The following is a 15,322-nucleotide window of genomic DNA, read 5'->3' on the forward strand; positions in this document are numbered from 1 at the left end:
CTATCCCGGTGGCGGGAGGATCCCTCCGGAAACAGGTCGCCGGGGGTGCGGCTCGACCGTCAGCGGCGGCGGACCCGGTGCAGGCGGAACGGTTTGCGGGTCGGCCGCACGGCGGGGGACTCCCTCGGCACGGCGGACAACGAGTCGTCCGGCAACGAACCGCCCTCGGCGAGCGGGGCGCCGGCCGGGGCCAGCCGGTTGAGCGCGCATCCGCTCGTCGCCCAGCGTTCGACCAGCTCCGTCGCGGTGCCGGCGGCGTTGAGCCGTTTCGCGGCGACCAGCGGTGCGTTGGTTTCCCACTGTTCGGTGCCGGCAAGCAGGCGGGTCACCCGCGCCGGCCAGGTGACGATCCGACCACCGTGGTCGCCGCGTAGCGTCACCGCGGCGGTCGCGGTGTCCGCGAGTCCGGGGGCGGTCTGCTCGCCCGGCCCGCTGACCACGTAGAGCGCGCCGTCCAGCGGCAGGCACCACAACGCCAGGCCGGGGCCGCCGTCGATCGACACCCAGGCCACCGCGGCCTTCTTCATCGCCTCTTCGATCAGCGGTGACGGGCCGACCGCCGGCACCGCCGTGGTCTGCTCGCCGTTGTCGTCAGTCACCCCTGCATCCTTGCACTCTCAGCGGGCGCGAACCGCCGGGCGCCGCCGGCCACGAAGGGTCCGGGTGGCCGGCCGGGTGGTGCGGGACAGGGCCGGCTCGACCAGGTCGAGCACCTCGCGCAGCGAGGTCAGGGCCGGTCCGGTGAAGCCGGTGTCCGGGTCGAAGACCAGGTGGTCGCCGAGGTCGGGGGCGTCGAGCCGGACCGCGTCCAGCCCCGCACCGGTGGCACCGGTGAGTTCCCGGCTGCCGCCGTCGCCGACGTAGAGGCAGTCCGAGGGGGCCACCCGGAGCCGGTCGCAGGCGACCAGGTAGATCGCCGGGGCGGGCTTGCAGTAGCCGACCTGGACCGAGAAGACCTGGGTGTTCAGCAGTTCCGCGACCGGGAGCTGCGGCAGGAAGACCGGGAGTTCGTGGGTGCAGTCGCTGATCAGGGCGGTGGCCACCCCGAGCCGGCGCAGGGCACGCAGCGTCGGGACCGCCTCGGGACGCAGCCGGGTGTCGGCCCGGACCGCGCCCAGCCGGGCGGCGACCGCCGCTCGTACCTGCGTGTCCGAGGGGTGTACGCCGATCCGGTCGCAGACCCAGCGCAGGGTCGCCTCGGCGTCGCCGAGCGCGCCGCTGGCCCGCAGGTAGAACGACCGGTCGAGGACTTCGAGCAGCGCCTCGGTGGTGCAGCCGAGGCGGTCGGCGACGAGGGCGTGCCGCCGGCCGCGGTTCGCCGGCCGGGTCAGGGTGTTGAAAAAGTCGAAGAGCACCGCCCGGTATGCGGGCATGGTGAACCAGCTTCCGGCGCGAGGAGGGGCGAATCGGACCGGGTCGATGGTAACGAAATGTTGATCGCTTCGTGGCCCGGAGTGAGCGAAAGGTGGAACTTTCAGTGGCCAACGCGGGCGTGTGAGGATCTTCCCGTGCCATCTCCGCAAGTCACGCCCACCGGACGTCCACCGGTCGATCCGCTGAGCACCGGTGCGGTGATCCTCGCGGTCGCCGCCGTCTCCTCCTCGGGGCCACTGATCGCGTACGCCGCCGCGCCTGCGCTGGCGGTCGCGTTCTGGCGGAACACCATCTCGGTCGGTCTGCTCAGCCCGGTGACCCTGCTCCGGCGCCGGGCCGAACTCCGTACCCTGATCCGGGGCGCCGGGCGGCGCGAGGGCTGGTTCTGTGTCCTGTCCGGGGTGGCGCTCGCCGCCCACTTCGCCACCTGGATGCCGAGCGCCCAGTTGACCTCGGTGGCCGCGGCCACCGCCCTGGGTGCCACCCAACCGGTCTGGCAGGGCCTGATCGCGCTCGGGCAGGGCCGGCGGCTGGCCACCGTCGCCTGGGTCGGGATCGGGGTGGCGGTGGTCGGTGCCGTACTCGCCACCGGGGCCGACTTCGGGCACTCCCACCGGGCGGTCATGGGTGACCTGCTCGCGGTGCTCGGGGGGATGGCGGCGGCGATCTACACCGCGTTCGGCGAACGGGCCCGCGCGACGATCAGCACCACCACGTACACCACGATCTGTTACGGGGTCTGCGCCGCCCTGCTGCTCGTCGTCTGCCTGGTCGGCGGCGTACGGCTGACCGGCTTCCCGGGCACGACCTGGCTGGCCATCCTGGGGCTGGTGGCCGGGGCCCAACTGCTCGGGCACTCGATGTTCAACTACGCCCTGCATCACTTCTCGGCCACCACGATCAGTGTCCTGATCCTGCTCGAAGCGCCCGGTGCGGCACTGATCGCCTGGGTGTGGCTGGGGCAGTTGCCCCGGCTGGCCGCCCTGCCCGGTCTGGCGCTGCTCCTGGTCGGGGTCGCCATCGTGGTGCTCGGCAATGCCCGCGCCAACCGGCGTACCGCCCCCATCCCGGCCCCACCGGAAGCCGCGCCGCTGCCGGACTGACCCGGCCCGAGCCGCCCGATCGGCAGGTTCTCGGGGACCGGCGACCTTCGCCGAGCCAACCCACCACTCCGAGACCATTTTTGGGGGAGTGTGGGTATTCGCGTGCCGATGGCCGTTCTTTCGGTGAAAGTGCGGGGCAGGGGAAGTGGGCGCGCAGAGGGGGTGGACGCGGGTGGGACGGCGCGGGAAGCGGGACGCGGACGCGGCACCGGCGGAGAAGCCCACGGTCACCTTCACCCCGTTGGCCGAGTTCCCGCCGCTGCGCGAGGACGAACTGGCGGTGCTCCGCCAGGTCGGCCAGCGGTGGGCGGAGGCGCTGCACGACCGGCCGGCGGACTGGGACGAACTGCCCCTGGACCCCACGCTGGAGCGTTACCGGCACCCGCCCACCCCGAGCCGGTTCGGCCGGCTGGCCCGGATCGACATGTTCAAGGCCGACGAGCCACGGCAACTGCTCGCCACCGAGGCCACGATCCTGCCCCGGGGACGGCTGGCGCAGGCCCTGGCCCGGTTCCGCCGGAGCGTGCTGGGTCCACCGCTGGCCAGCACGGCGGTGCTCCAGGAGCGGATGCGCAAGCTGATCGCCCTGCCGGTGCTCTCCTCCGACCTGCTCTCCTCGGTGGCGTACGGGCCCGAGGCCATGCTCGCCATCCTGGTGCTGGCCGGCGGGGGCGCGCTCGGACTCTCCCTGCCGCTGACCGGCGTGCTGGTGCTCCTCATGATCATCGTCGGGGCCTCGTACCGACAGACCGTGTACGCCTATCCGCACGGCGCCGGGTCGTACCTCGTGGCCAGCGACAGCCTCGGTCCCCGGTTCGGCCTGGTCGCCGCCGCCGGCCTGATCCTCGACTACGTACTCACCGTGTCGGTGTCGGTGGCGGCCGGGATCGGCGCCATCACCTCGGCGTTGCCCGGACTCGCGCCGCTGACGGTGCCGCTCGGGCTGCTGGCGATCGCCGCGCTGCTCGCCGGCAACCTGCGCGGTGTACGGGTCGCCGGCAACCTGTTCGCCGCGCCGACGTACCTCTTCATCGTCGTGATGCTGGTGCTGTTGCTCGTCGGGTTCGCGCAGGCGGCCGGGCGGGGATTCACCGCCCTCCCACCACCGCCGATCACCGCCGTGGAAGGGCTCAGCGTGCTGGTCGTCCTGCGCGCGTTCGCGTCCGGAGCCACCTCGATGACCGGGATCGAGGCGGTGTCGGACGCGGTGCCGGTGTTCCGGCCGGTCGAGTGGCGCAACGCCCGTACGACGTTGACCTGGATGGTCGGCATCCTGGTTGTGCTCTTCGCCGGGCTGACCCTGCTGATCCATCTCAGCGGGGTGGTGCCGCACGACGGCCAGACCCTGCTGTCCCAGGTGGCGCGCCAGACCTTTCGCACCGGTCCCTGGTACGGCCTCATCCAGGCATCCACCGCCATGATCCTTCTGTTGGCCGCGAACACGGCGTTCAACGACTTTCCCCGACTGCTCTTCTTCATGGCCCGGGACGACTACGCGCCCCGGCGGTTCCTGCACATGGGCGACCGGCTCGCCTTCGGCAACGGCATCGTCGCGCTGTCGGTGGCGGCGGCGCTGATCTTCCTCACCTTCGGGGGGCGCACCCAGGCGCTGATCCCGCTCTACGCGGTCGGTGTGTTCCTCGCCTTCACCCTCTCGCAGACAGGAATGGTGGCGCACTGGCGGGCCCACCGGGGCCGGAACTGGAAGCGGCGGGCGGCGCTCAACGGGCTCGGTGCGGTGCTGTGCGGGATCGTGCTGGTCACCGCCGCGGCCACCAAGTTCGGTGAGGGAGCCTGGGTGACGGTGCTCGCCATCCCGCTGGTGGTCTTGCTGGCGACGCGGATCCGGCGGCACTACGACCGGATGCACCGGGTGCTGGCGCTGCGCCCGCCGTCGGTGCCGGCGCGGGAGGCCGGAGCGCCGGCCGAGGCCGGTGGGCCACGGGACCGGGCGGTTGGCGGGGACGACCAGGAGAGCGAGGAGAGCCCGCAGGACGTACGGCACCTGGTGGTGGTGCCGGTGGCCCGGCTCAATCTCGCCGCCCTGCGGGCACTCGCGTACGCGGCCTCGCTGGGGCCGCCGGTCTTCGCCGTACATCTCAGTCCGGAGCAGGAGGAGGCGGACCGGTTCCGCGAGGAGTGGCAGACCTGGGGGGACCATCTCCGGCTGGAGACGATCATTTCGCCGTACCGGGCGATCACCGCGCCGCTGGTGCAGTATCTCGACTCGCTGCACACGCTGCGGCCCGACGTGGTGCTGACCGTGGTGGTCCCGGAGCTGATGGTGAAGCGCCCCTGGCACCGGATCCTGCACACCCCGATCGACCAGCGGTTGCGCCGTGCCCTGCGCAGCCTGCCCGGAGTGGTGATCACCAGCGTGCCGGTGCACCTGCCCGAGTGAGGCACGACGGCCGGTTCCGCCCACCGCTTTTGCCACCCCCGCCGAACGGACGAGGTTAGGTTGGGCTGGCGGCGTACGGCCGGTCGTCGCCGGTCGCGTCGAGGACGGAAGGGGGCTGGTCCGATGCCGGGCGACCGGGAGTTGCTGGAGGAGTACGTCCGCGCGGGGCAGCTCATGCAGTTGGCGACCGTACGGGCGGACGGTTCACCGATGGTGGGCAACCTCTGGTACGACCCGCACTTCGCACCCGACCTGCTGCGGTTCGTCGCCCGACACGACCGGTGGCACGGGGCCGACGGGCACCGGGCGGGTGGGCACGGGCCGGACGGGCAGGGTGACGGTCGGGTCGGCGGCAGCATCGTCGCCGTACCGCCGGACGTTCGGAATGGGACCGTACGCGGGGTGGCCTTCACCGGCGTGGTGCGGACGCTGCCGCCGGTCGGGGTGGAGGCGGCGGCCCGGTCGTTCCTGGACCGCTGGCCGGGCGCCGAGGTGGCGATCGACCCGGGCCGGCTGTCCCGGCACGAGACGCCCAGCCGGCTCTACGAGATCGCGGTGACCGAGTGGGTCCTGTTCGACGAGCGCCGGTTCCCGGACGAGTCCCGGCACGTGCTCGCCGCCGCCCGGACGGCCTGATCGGCCTGTCCACGCCCGGTGGGCCGGTCAGACCGATCAGAGACCGGCTACGGGATCACCGGGAGGCCGGTGTCGAACCAGACGTTTGTCGGCCGGTCCCAGAGGATCCCGGTTTGGTTGGGGCGGGCAATGACGCCGTAGCGGTAGTTCCGACCGAACTTGTTGTTTCTGAAGATGATGTTCGAGGCGACCAGGTCGTCCCGGACACCGATGGAGTAGTTGCCGCCGTTGCAGTAGTTGTTCTCGAAGGTGAGATTGCGGACCGCGTCCGCGGTGGTCGACCCGATCATGATGCAGGCGTTGTGCGGGTCGTTGGTGCTTGCCGTGTACGGCTCCAGCCGGTTGTGCCGCACGATGATGTCGCTGCCGCCGGTGGTCTGCAACGCGTCGTTGTGCGAGCCGGGGACCCGGGCGAGATCGTGGATCCAGGAGTCGACGATGGTGCTCTTCGTGCTCAGCCGGGGGCCGTCGATCATGTTCCAGATGTTCGCCCGACGCAGGGTGTAGTTGCCGCAGCAGACCGATGCCGAGTTCCGGCCGGCGCCGTTTATCTCCACATCCTCGACCAGCAGGTTGGTCGCCGTGTCGTAGAGCCGGATGGAGTAGGTCGGGCTGTTACAGGTGATCCGGGACTTGCGAATGATGATGTTGCTCGCCCGTACCGTCACGCATCCGACGATGTTGAGGTTGGTGAGCACCTGACCCGCCTTACGGAGGTCGAGGGATCCCGAGTTCGTCAGTGCCGTACCGGCCGGTACGCCGGTGTTGGTCGGGCCCGGCCAGTAGGTGATCGGCGTGGGCGGGACCGCATCGGGAGCTGCCCGGGGCGGGCTCGGCAGCGGCGCCACCGGGCCGAACTCGGGCGGGCCGGGCGCGGCTTCGACCCCGCCGGGTACGTCCGGTGAGTACGCCTCGCCGTTCTGTTCCGAGTCGACGATGGTGGCCGCGGCGCCGGCATCCTGGACGAACGCCCGCCGGCAGTCGCGCACCGTCACCCGGACCGCCGAGTAGTCGCCCGGCACGATGCCGTCGGTCTTGCCGTCTGTGCAGTAGATCTCGGTGTCGACGATGGTGGCGCCCGCGACGTCGGGGCGGATCCGGATGGCTGCCGTACCGCCGGCCCGGACGGTCACCCGTTGCAGCCGGATGTTGTCCGCGGCGATCTCGATAGGACGATCGAAGGTCTGACCGGAGATGACGGTGTTCGGTGTGTCGAGTACCAGGGGCTCCGATTCGGGTCCGGAGAGGACCGCGTATCCGGTCCCGGCGATTGCGACGAGTCCGACGGCGCTGGTGGCGACGATGGCGCGAGTACGTCCGGTACGACGACTCGGAGCCGGTGCATCCGGTGTTCTGGGTTCACCTGTTGGGTGCAGATCGGTGTTGTTCATGCTTCGCCCTTGGGAATGGGCGGCGCACGGCGTGGCTGCGCTGCCCGTCCTGCCTAGGAGCCCACCTCGGTCGCCGGCTTCAGTGCCGCGTACGACCGCTCAGGTCGGTCCACAAGGTCGCTGATCGAGGGCCCTGCCGCCCCGGAAGCTATTAGATGCTTCTACGCGAAGGCTACTCTTCGTATTGTGTCGCTTACGAAACACGATCTGACGGATTTTCGACAGAAAACGGTATTCATCATTGTCAGTGCCGATAAAACACTCGTAAGTGTCGATGATTCTACGGCCTTCGCGACTACGGAACGTCACTCAGTGTGCAGTTCGACCGCCCGCTCGCTCGCCTGCCAGAGCCGGGCTGCCAGCTCCGGATCGGCGGCGTGCGGCCGAGGTCGGCGCGGCTCACGATCGGCGTAGTAGCCGCCGTTTTCCAGCGACCCGGCGGCCAGGTGGGTGAGCCACACCAGGGTCTCCGCCCCCTTGGTCGGCGTACGCAGGAACCAGGCCAGTTTCATGCCCAGGGCGACCAGGCGGTTCTCGTTGGCGAACCGGGTACGCACCCCACCCGGGTGGTACGACACCGCCACCAGTTCCGGCCAGCGCCGGGCCGCCTCGGCGGTGAACAGGATGTTCGCCTGCTTGCTGCTGCCGTACGCCCGCAGCGGCTGGTAGTCGCGCAGGGCGGCGGAGAGATCGTCCGGATCCAGCGCGCCCCACCGGTGCGCACCCGAGGCGGTTGTCACGATCCGGTCGACCCGGTCCCGCAACAGGGCGCTGAGCAGGAACGGAGCCAGATGGTTGGTCTGCATGGTCAGCTCGAAGCCGTCCACCGTGGTCACCGGGCGGGTGCTGACCATCCCGGCGTTGTTGGCCAGCACGTCGATCCGGTCATACGCGGTACGCAGCTCGGCGGCGAGCCGCCGGACGTCGTCGAGCACCGCGAAGTCGACCCGGAACTCGGCCGGCCGGATCCCGCTCGCGTCCCGTACCTGGTCGACGGCGGCGGTCAGACGGGCCGGATCGCGCCCGACCAGGACGACCTCGTCGCCGCGTCGGGCCAGTTCGATCGCGGCGGCCAGGCCGATGCCCGAGGTCGCACCGGTGATCACCACCCGGAGCGCGGAGCGCCGGTCGACATCCGGTGACGCGGGCAGTGTCGCGCCGGTGACATCCTCGACAGGTCGCTCCTCGCCGGTCATGGCGCGACGTTACCGTGGGGTCACAAATACCGAAAGAATCATCAGGCCCGGTCCGCGCCACCGACCGGGTTGTGGAAGGAGCGCCCGATGGCCGTCGCTGGCCGCCCCCGCCGGTCCTGTCTCGCGGTGCCCGGATCGAGCGTGAAAATGCTCGGCAAGGCCCAGGGACTCCCGGCCGACCAGGTGTTCCTGGACCTCGAGGACGCGGTCGCACCACTGGCCAAGCCGGAGGCACGACGCAACGTCGTCGCGGCGCTCAACGAGGGTGACTGGGCTGGCAAGATCCGCGCCGTACGCGTCAACGACCTCACCACCCCGTGGACGTACCGGGACGTGGTCGACGTGGTGGAGGGCGCGGGCGCCAACCTGGACTGCGTGATGCTGCCGAAGGTGCAGAACGCCAGCCACATCGAGTGGCTCGACCTCACCCTCGGCCAGATCGAGCGGACCCTCGGGCTCCCGGTCGGCGGGATCGGCATCGAGGCCCAGATCGAGAACGCGGCCGGTCTGGTCAACGTCGACAGCATCGCCGCCGCCTCGCCCCGGGTCGAGACGATCATCTTCGGCCCGGCGGACTTCATGGCCTCGATCAACATGCGGTCGATGGTGGTCGGTGCGCTCATCCCGGAGTATCCCGGTGACCCCTACCACTACATCCTGATGCGACTCCTGATGGCCGCCCGGACCTACGACAAGCAGGCGATCGACGGCCCGTACCTGCAGATCCGCGACGTGGACGGGTTCCGTGAGGCGGCCCGCCGCTCGGCCGCGCTCGGCTTCGACGGCAAGTGGGTGCTGCACCCGGGCCAGATCGAGGCGGCGAACGAGGTCTACGCACCATCGCAGCAGGACTACGACCACGCGGAGCTGATCCTCGACGCGTACGAGCACTACACCTCGGCGGCCGGCGGTCGGCTCGGGGCGGTGATGCTCGGCGACGAGATGATCGACGAGGCGTCCCGCAAGATGGCGCTGGTCGTGGCGGCAAAGGGTCGGGCCGCCGGGCTGGAGCGTACGTCGAGGTTCGTCGCGCCGGAGTGAGCCGTCGGCGCCGGTCGGCCCCCGGCGGACGGGGACCGACCGCAGGCCGGGGAACTCAGTAGCTGCTGGTGAACTCGTCCGGGTTCTGGGTCACGTACACCGCGAAGATGATGATGAGCGCGGTCGCGATCACCGCGATCGCGGTCGTGATCCAGCCGATGATGATGCCGGCCGTCGCCATCCCGCCGCCGCTCTCGCCGCGCTCACGGATCTGCCGCTTGGCGACGTGGCCCAGGATCGCGCCGACGATGCCGAGGTAACCGCCGAGGCCGTACCCGCAGAGCCCGAGCACGCCGACGATGGAGACCACCAGCGAGGCGACCGCCATACCGTTCTGCGGCGGCGCGGCCGGGAATCCGTACCCCGGCGGGTACGCCTGGGCGGGGTAGCCGGTCGCAGCCGGGTAGCCGGGCGGCGTCTGGTACGCGGCCGGATCCGCGTACTGGTACGCCGGGTCGGGGGTGCCGGACGCCTGGTACGCCGCCGTCGGGTCCGGACCCGGCGGGTACGGGTACGCCGGCCCGGCGGGCGGACCGGCCGGGTACTGGAAAGCCGTCGGATCCTGGTACGGGGACGGGCTCGCCGGGTTCTGGTACGCGGCCGGGTCCGGTGTACTGGCCGGGGGCTGGTAGGCCGGGCTCTGCGGGCTGTCCGGTGGCTGGCTCGGCCCGGATGGGGCGTTCCAGTTGCCGGGTTGCTGGGGGTCGCTCATCGGGTCTCTCCGTCTACGCAGGGATGCGCAGCCAGGGTAGTGGGAGATCGCCAGTGATATCCGCCCGCCGTCGTCGGGGGTGCCGCGTTGCCCGGATTGACGGGACCGGGCAGGATCGCGGCATGGCATTCGACGCGCGCGCCGGTGAACGTGCCGGCAGCCGACCCCGGCGGGACGCTTCGCGTTCCGCGCTGGCTCGCCGTAACCGGACCGTACCGCCGGGCGGCGTTCCGGTGGACGACTCCGACGAACCCGCGGCCCTGCCCGACACCGAGCCGATCACGCTCCGTCTCGACGGGCGGGTGGCGCTGGTCACCGGCGCGGGCAGTCCGGACGGCATCGGGTACGCCACCGCCCGCCGGTTGCGCGACCTGGGCGCGCGGGTGGCGATCGTGTCGACCACCCGGCGCATCCACGACCGGGCCACCGAACTCGGCGCGACCGGCTTCGTCGCGGACCTCACCGACGAGTCCGAGGTGGGTGCGCTGGCCGACGCCATCGCCGAGCAGCTCGGCGAGGTGGAGGTGCTGGTCAACAACGCCGGTCTGGCAAGCCGGGCGAGCCCGGAGGTGCTGCGCCCGGTCGCGCAGCTCACCTACGACGAGTGGCACGGTGAGATCGAGCGGAACCTGACCACGGCGTTCCTGTGCAGCCGGGCGTTCATCGGCGGCATGGCCGAACGGGGCTGGGGCCGGATCGTGAACCTGGCCGCCACCGCCGGGCCGGTGAACGCGCTGCCGACCGAGGCCGCCTACGCCGCGGCCAAGGCCGGCGTGGTCGGCCTGACCCGGGCGCTGGCGATGGAGATGGTCGCCGACGGGGTCACGGTCAACGCGGTGGCGCCGGGCACGATCTACACCGCCGCCTCCACGATGGCCGAGCTGAAGCAGGGCCTGGGTACGCCGGTCGGCCGCCCCGGCACCCCGGACGAGGTGGCGGCGGCGATCACGTTCCTCTGCTCCCCGGCGGCCTCGTACATCACCGGTCAGATGCTGGTCGTGGACGGCGGCAACAGCGTCCGGGAGGCGCAGTTCCGGTAGCGGTCAGCCGGCGGTGCCGACCCCGTCGTCGCCGCCCCAGATCGCCAGTGCCAGCCACCCGCAGCAGAAGAGCAGCCAGAACGCGGTGAGAACGTAGCTGAGTATCAGGCCGGCGAGGGCGAGGCTGCCGCCCTGCTCCCCGGTCCGCCTGATCTGCCTGCGGGCGACGTGTCCGAGCACGATGCCGGCCGGCGGGAAGATGATGGCGAATACCAGCGACAGGATCGCCGGTACGTTCGTGCCGGTCGGCGGCCCGTAACCGGGCGGGTAGCCCCCGGGCCCGTACAGGCCGGGTTGGCCGTACTGCCCCGGCTGGCCGGGTTGGCCGTACTGGCCGGGTTGGCCGGGTTGGCCGTACTGCTCAGGAGGGCCGTACTGGCCGGGCTGCTGGCCGTAGGGGTCGGGGTCGCCGGGCGGCGGGCCGTACGGCTGGTGGGGATCGGGGTTCTCGTCCGGTGGTGGGTAGCTCATACCAATCGCCCTCCTCGCCCCGGACGCTACTTGACCAGCGAGTCCGTGCGCGGCGGTTGGGGCGACTGGGCGCCCGGACCGCGTCCGTCGCCCGCCCGGTCAGCCGCTCGGTGACACTCCGCGGATGCCGGCGACGGCCAGATCGAGTCCGAGCCGGTAGTAGTCGTCGCTGCTGTCGTCGCAGATGAGCACGTCGGCGGCGGCGACAACGTACGGGTACCGGCGCGGCGGCAGGGCGGCGAGGGCGGTGCGCTTGGCGTGGATGGCGTCGTCGCGGGCCTCCCGGTCGCCGCGCTCCTCGGCACCCGGTTCGGTGCTGACCAGGGTGACCAGCGAGCAGAGCACCTGCCGGCCGATCCGCGCGGACTGGTCGAGGTCGAGCCCGGTCAGTTGCAGCAGGGCGAGGGTCCGTTCGGCCAGCGCCAGACCGGGCGCCGAGGTCAGGATCCGGGTGAGGGTGAGTTCGGCGACGTTCGGGTGAGGGCGGAGCGCGGCCACGAACGCGGCGAGTACGTCGCGAAGCTGCTCGTCCCACGGCCGGTCGTCGGGTTCGGGCAGCTCGACACCGGCGAGCAACCGCTCGGCGAGCGCGGCGAACAGTTCGTCCTTGTCCCGAAAGTGCCGGTAGAGGGCCATCGGCGTGACGTCGTGCTGCTGGGCCAGGCGCCGGATGGTGACCGCGCTCAGCCCGTCGGCGTCGGCGATGGCCAACGCACTGGTCACGATCTTGTCGGGGTCGAGCCCCCGGTGCGCCGCTGGGTCTCTCCGGGTGGCTACCACGCGCCCAAGTCTACGTCGTACGCGTACGACGTAGACGGCGGTCCATGGCGGGGCCTCAGGGCAGGAGGCTCAGGTTGCCGTTCGCCCGCTCGATGACCAGGCAGCGGTCCTCGACGTAGTCGATGCCCGCCTCCTCGGCCAGCCGGCGCGACTCGGCCGAGACGATCCCGAGTTGCAACCAGACCGCCGGGGCGCCGATCGCGATCGCCGACCGGACCACCTCCACGGTGTCCCGGGCCGGCCGGAACACGTCGACCAGGTCGACCGGGTGCGGGATGTCTGCCAGTGACCGGTAGACCTTCTCCCCGAACAGCTCGTCCGCGTACGGATTGACGGGGATGATCCGCCAGCCGTACCGCTGCATCTGGAGCGGTACGCGGTGAGCCGCCTTGTTGGGGTCGCGGGCGGCACCGACCACAGCGATGACCTTCGCGTCGGCCAGGATCCGTTGGGCATCTCGCACCAGGCGACTGTAGCTCCGCCCGGTGTCCGTCGACCGGTCCCGACGGCCCTTCCCGCAGGCCGGGGCCGAAGATCACAGCAGGGTGAGCTGCTCGGTGACGGGTGGTTCCGACGCCGGCACCTGCCGGGTCTCGCCGGGTTCGGAGCGGAGCAGGCCGTACCGCCGGGCGGCCATCCTGACCCGGGCCACGATCTCCCGCTGGTAGCTCTGCGGGAGGTAGGAGCCGTTGCCGAACAGTTCCCGGTAGCGGGGCACCAACGCGGGGTGTTCGCGGGCCAGCCAGGCCGCGTACCACTCGCGTGCGCCGGGCCGCAGGTGCAGCGGGATCGGGGTGATGCTGACCGCGCCGGCGGCGGCGATGGCGGCGACGGTCGCCTCGATCGAGTCGTCGGTGTCGGTGAGGCCGGGCAGGATCGGGGCCATCAGTACGCCGACCGGGAACCCGGCGTCGGTCAGTTGCCGGACCGCGTCGAGCCGGCGCTGCGGGCTCGGGGTGCCGGCCTCGACCGTGCGCCACAGTGCCTCGTCCACGAAACCCACCGAGTACGACACGCCGACCCGGGTCACCGTCGCGGCCTGCCGGAGCAACGGCAGGTCCCGCAGGAGCAGGGTGCCCTTGGTGAGGATCGAGAACGGGTTGGCGAAGTCGCGCAGTGCCGAGATGATCTGCGGCATGAGTTGGTATCGCCCCTCGGCCCGCTGGTAGCAGTCGACGTTGGTGCCCATCGCGATGTGGTCGCCGCGCCACTTCGGCGCACTCAGCTCGCGCCGGACCAGCTCACCGGCGTTGACCTTGACGATCACCTTGCTGTCGAAGTCCTGCCCCGCGTCCAGGTCGAGGTACGTGTGGGTGTTCCGGGCGAAGCAGTAGACGCACCGGTGCGAGCAGCCCCGGTACGGGTTGACCGTCCATTCGAAGGGCACCCGGGAGGCGCCGGGCACCCGGTTGATGATCGACTTCGCGCGTACCTCGTAGAAGGTCATCCCGGCGAAGCCGGGGGTGTCGAAGGTCCGGGCGACCGCGTCGGGCAGCGCCAGCGGCAGGGGTGGTGCCGCCGGTGCCGCCGGCTCGGTCGCCCCGGCCCCGACTGCGGCGAAGGACAGGTTCTCCCAGCGCATGACCCTGATTCGAACACGCGTTCGAGTGGTCGCGCAAGTCGACGCGCAGGTCGGACTAGGGCGTGTTTCATAAGTCTGGTCGGAGCCACTCGCCGATGGCGGTGATGGTCAGGACGGCCTGGTAGCGGACGGCGAGTTTGTCATATCGGGTCGCGACGCCCCGGTGGCGTTTAAGGCGGTTGATGCCGCACTCGACGGCGTGACGTTGCTGGTAGACGACCGGGTCGAAGCCGGGTGGGCGACCGCCCTTCGACCCCTTGGCTTTGCGGTGGGCGTCCTGGTCGGCTTTGCTCGGGATGCAGGCCTTGATCCCGCGGGAACGTAGATGGGCTCGGTTGCCTTTCGAGGTGTAGGCCTTGTCGGCCAGGACCAGGTCCGGACGGGTCCGGGGACGCCCACCCCCGGCCCGGCCTACCCGGATCTTGCGTAGGACGGGGATGAACTGGGGGCTGTCGCCTCGCTGACCGGCCGTGAGGATCAGGGCGAGGGGTTTCTGACCTTGCTCGCAGGCCAGATGCGTCTTGGTGGTCAGCCCGCCCCGCGACCGCCCGAGCGCGTGATCGACGGGCTCGTCGTGGACGCCGCCGGGTGGTTCTCTCTGCAGATGCCCGTCCCGGCGGGCGCCGGCAGCGTGCTGGTGGGCGCGGCTGGTCATGGAGTCGATGCTGACGTCCCACTCGATCCGACCGGCCGCGTCAGCGCCGGCTTGCAGCCCGGCGAGGATCTTTTCCCAGGTGCCGTCGCGTTGCCAGCGGCGGAACAGGCCGTAGATGGTGGGCCAGGGCGCGTACTCGGCCGGGACGTCACGCCAGGGTGAACCGATCCGGATCCGCCACCGGATCCCGTCGATCAGCTGCCTTCTTGTCCACTTTGGCGGACGGCCCCGGACCGGCGCGGCAGGTAGCAGTGGGGCGAGCGCCGCCCATTGCGCGTCGGTCAGGTCGTGCCGCCTCGTCACCGCTAGGGTGGCCACGAGGTCTCCGGTGCATGGTGCTTCTTGGTCGTTGTACCAAGTACCGGAGACCTCGCTGCTTATCGATCACCGCCACGCCGTGACCTCAACCTGCGCACCGTGCTTTATGAAACGCGCCCTAGGCGGGCGGCGGCGCGGTGCTCTCCCGGCGGATCAGTTCGGCCGGTACGTGTTCGACCTGGTGGTGGTGGGCCGGGTCGGGTTCCTGGAGGGCGAGGGTCATGGCGCGGGCGCCCATGTCGGCGAGGGGGAGGCGGACGGTGGTGAGGGTGGGGGTGACGTCGCGGGCGATGGGCATGTCGTCGAAGCCGGTGATGCTGATGTCGTGGGGGACTTTGATGCCTCGGGTGCGGAGGAGGGCGAGGGCGCCGATGGCCATGGTGTCGTTGAGGGCGGCGATGGCGGTGAGGTGGGGTTGGGTGTCGAGGAGGTGGGCGGTGGCGGTGGCGCCGCCGGTGCGGTCGAAGTCGGCGTAGGCGATGTTGCGGGTGGGGAGTTTGTGGCCGTGGTCGCGGGCGGCGTGGCGTAGGCCGGTGAGGCGGTCGGTGGTGGTGGTGAGGTGTTTGGGGCCGGCGATGACGCCGAGGTGGGTGTGGCCGAGTGCGTAGAGTTCGGTGCCGAT

The 15,322-nt window shown here is 71.2% G+C and carries 16 protein-coding genes; 5 read left to right on the plus strand and 11 right to left on the minus strand.

Annotated elements, in window-relative coordinates:
- Positions 1-59 precede the first annotated feature (59 nt).
- The gene (locus ACWEFB_RS25530) at positions 60-527 is read right to left on the minus strand and encodes a hypothetical protein (protein WP_452289317.1); all 468 of its coding nucleotides are present in this window, start codon (positions 525-527) and stop codon (positions 60-62) included.
- 90 nt (positions 528-617) lie between these two features.
- Complete coding sequence (locus ACWEFB_RS25535) at positions 618-1,373, minus strand: HAD family hydrolase (protein WP_452289280.1); 756 nt, start codon at positions 1,371-1,373, stop codon at positions 618-620.
- Positions 1,374-1,508: 135 nt separating this feature from the next.
- Here ACWEFB_RS25535 and ACWEFB_RS25540 point away from each other — a divergent pair, with 135 nt between their 5' ends.
- The 3 genes from ACWEFB_RS25540 (at position 1,509) to ACWEFB_RS25550 (ending at position 5,514) form a co-directional block, all read left to right on the plus strand.
- The gene (locus tag ACWEFB_RS25540) at positions 1,509-2,477 is read left to right on the plus strand and encodes a DMT family transporter (protein ID WP_452289282.1); all 969 of its coding nucleotides are present in this window, start codon (positions 1,509-1,511) and stop codon (positions 2,475-2,477) included.
- Between the two features lie 172 nt (positions 2,478-2,649).
- A complete protein-coding gene (locus tag ACWEFB_RS25545) occupies positions 2,650-4,878 on the plus strand; it encodes an APC family permease (protein ID WP_452289284.1) in 2,229 nt (742 codons plus the stop codon).
- 123 nt (positions 4,879-5,001) lie between these two features.
- Positions 5,002-5,514 carry a pyridoxamine 5'-phosphate oxidase family protein gene (locus ACWEFB_RS25550; RefSeq protein ID WP_452289286.1) on the plus strand — a complete coding sequence of 171 codons (513 nt, stop codon included), beginning with the start codon at positions 5,002-5,004 and terminating at the stop codon, positions 5,512-5,514.
- Positions 5,515-5,561: 47 nt separating this feature from the next.
- Here ACWEFB_RS25550 and ACWEFB_RS25555 read toward each other — a convergent pair whose 3' ends face one another.
- On the minus strand, positions 5,562-6,905 hold the full coding sequence (locus ACWEFB_RS25555) for a hypothetical protein (RefSeq protein ID WP_452289288.1): 1,344 nt from the start codon (positions 6,903-6,905) through the stop codon (positions 5,562-5,564).
- A gap of 305 nt (positions 6,906-7,210) precedes the next feature.
- On the minus strand, positions 7,211-8,014 hold the full coding sequence (locus ACWEFB_RS25560; RefSeq protein WP_452289319.1) for an SDR family NAD(P)-dependent oxidoreductase: 804 nt from the start codon (positions 8,012-8,014) through the stop codon (positions 7,211-7,213).
- A 174-nt stretch (positions 8,015-8,188) separates the two neighbouring features.
- On the opposite strand from ACWEFB_RS25560, the gene ACWEFB_RS25565 reads away from it, so the two are divergent.
- Positions 8,189-9,142 carry an HpcH/HpaI aldolase/citrate lyase family protein gene (locus tag ACWEFB_RS25565; RefSeq protein ID WP_452289290.1) on the plus strand — a complete coding sequence of 318 codons (954 nt, stop codon included), beginning with the start codon at positions 8,189-8,191 and terminating at the stop codon, positions 9,140-9,142.
- A gap of 55 nt (positions 9,143-9,197) precedes the next feature.
- Here ACWEFB_RS25565 and ACWEFB_RS25570 read toward each other — a convergent pair whose 3' ends face one another.
- Positions 9,198-9,854: a DUF4190 domain-containing protein gene (locus tag ACWEFB_RS25570; protein ID WP_452289292.1), complete on the minus strand. Its 657-nt coding sequence runs from the start codon at positions 9,852-9,854 to the stop codon at positions 9,198-9,200.
- Positions 9,855-10,045: 191 nt separating this feature from the next.
- Between ACWEFB_RS25570 and ACWEFB_RS25575 the strand changes: the two genes are divergently transcribed.
- The gene (locus tag ACWEFB_RS25575; RefSeq protein WP_326563128.1) at positions 10,046-10,894 is read left to right on the plus strand and encodes an SDR family NAD(P)-dependent oxidoreductase; all 849 of its coding nucleotides are present in this window, start codon (positions 10,046-10,048) and stop codon (positions 10,892-10,894) included.
- Between the two features lie 3 nt (positions 10,895-10,897).
- Here ACWEFB_RS25575 and ACWEFB_RS25580 read toward each other — a convergent pair whose 3' ends face one another.
- From ACWEFB_RS25580 to ACWEFB_RS25605, 6 genes are all read right to left on the minus strand, one after another.
- Positions 10,898-11,365, minus strand: a complete 468-nt coding sequence (locus ACWEFB_RS25580) for a DUF4190 domain-containing protein (protein ID WP_452289294.1) — start codon at positions 11,363-11,365, stop codon at positions 10,898-10,900.
- Between the two features lie 99 nt (positions 11,366-11,464).
- A complete protein-coding gene (locus ACWEFB_RS25585) occupies positions 11,465-12,145 on the minus strand; it encodes a TetR/AcrR family transcriptional regulator (protein ID WP_452289296.1) in 681 nt (226 codons plus the stop codon).
- 55 nt (positions 12,146-12,200) lie between these two features.
- Positions 12,201-12,608: a CoA-binding protein gene (locus ACWEFB_RS25590; protein WP_452289298.1), complete on the minus strand. Its 408-nt coding sequence runs from the start codon at positions 12,606-12,608 to the stop codon at positions 12,201-12,203.
- A gap of 72 nt (positions 12,609-12,680) precedes the next feature.
- Positions 12,681-13,727, minus strand: coding sequence for an Rv2578c family radical SAM protein (locus tag ACWEFB_RS25595; RefSeq protein WP_452289300.1), 1,047 nt, complete (start codon positions 13,725-13,727; stop codon positions 12,681-12,683).
- Positions 13,728-13,794: 67 nt separating this feature from the next.
- Positions 13,795-14,685 carry an IS5 family transposase gene (locus ACWEFB_RS25600; RefSeq protein WP_452289321.1) on the minus strand — a complete coding sequence of 297 codons (891 nt, stop codon included), beginning with the start codon at positions 14,683-14,685 and terminating at the stop codon, positions 13,795-13,797.
- A gap of 133 nt (positions 14,686-14,818) precedes the next feature.
- Positions 14,819-15,322 (minus strand): LacI family DNA-binding transcriptional regulator (locus ACWEFB_RS25605; protein WP_452289302.1); only part of this gene is annotated, 504 nt, incomplete at its 5' end.

It is taken from the genome of Micromonospora sp. NPDC004704 (assembly GCF_053601675.1).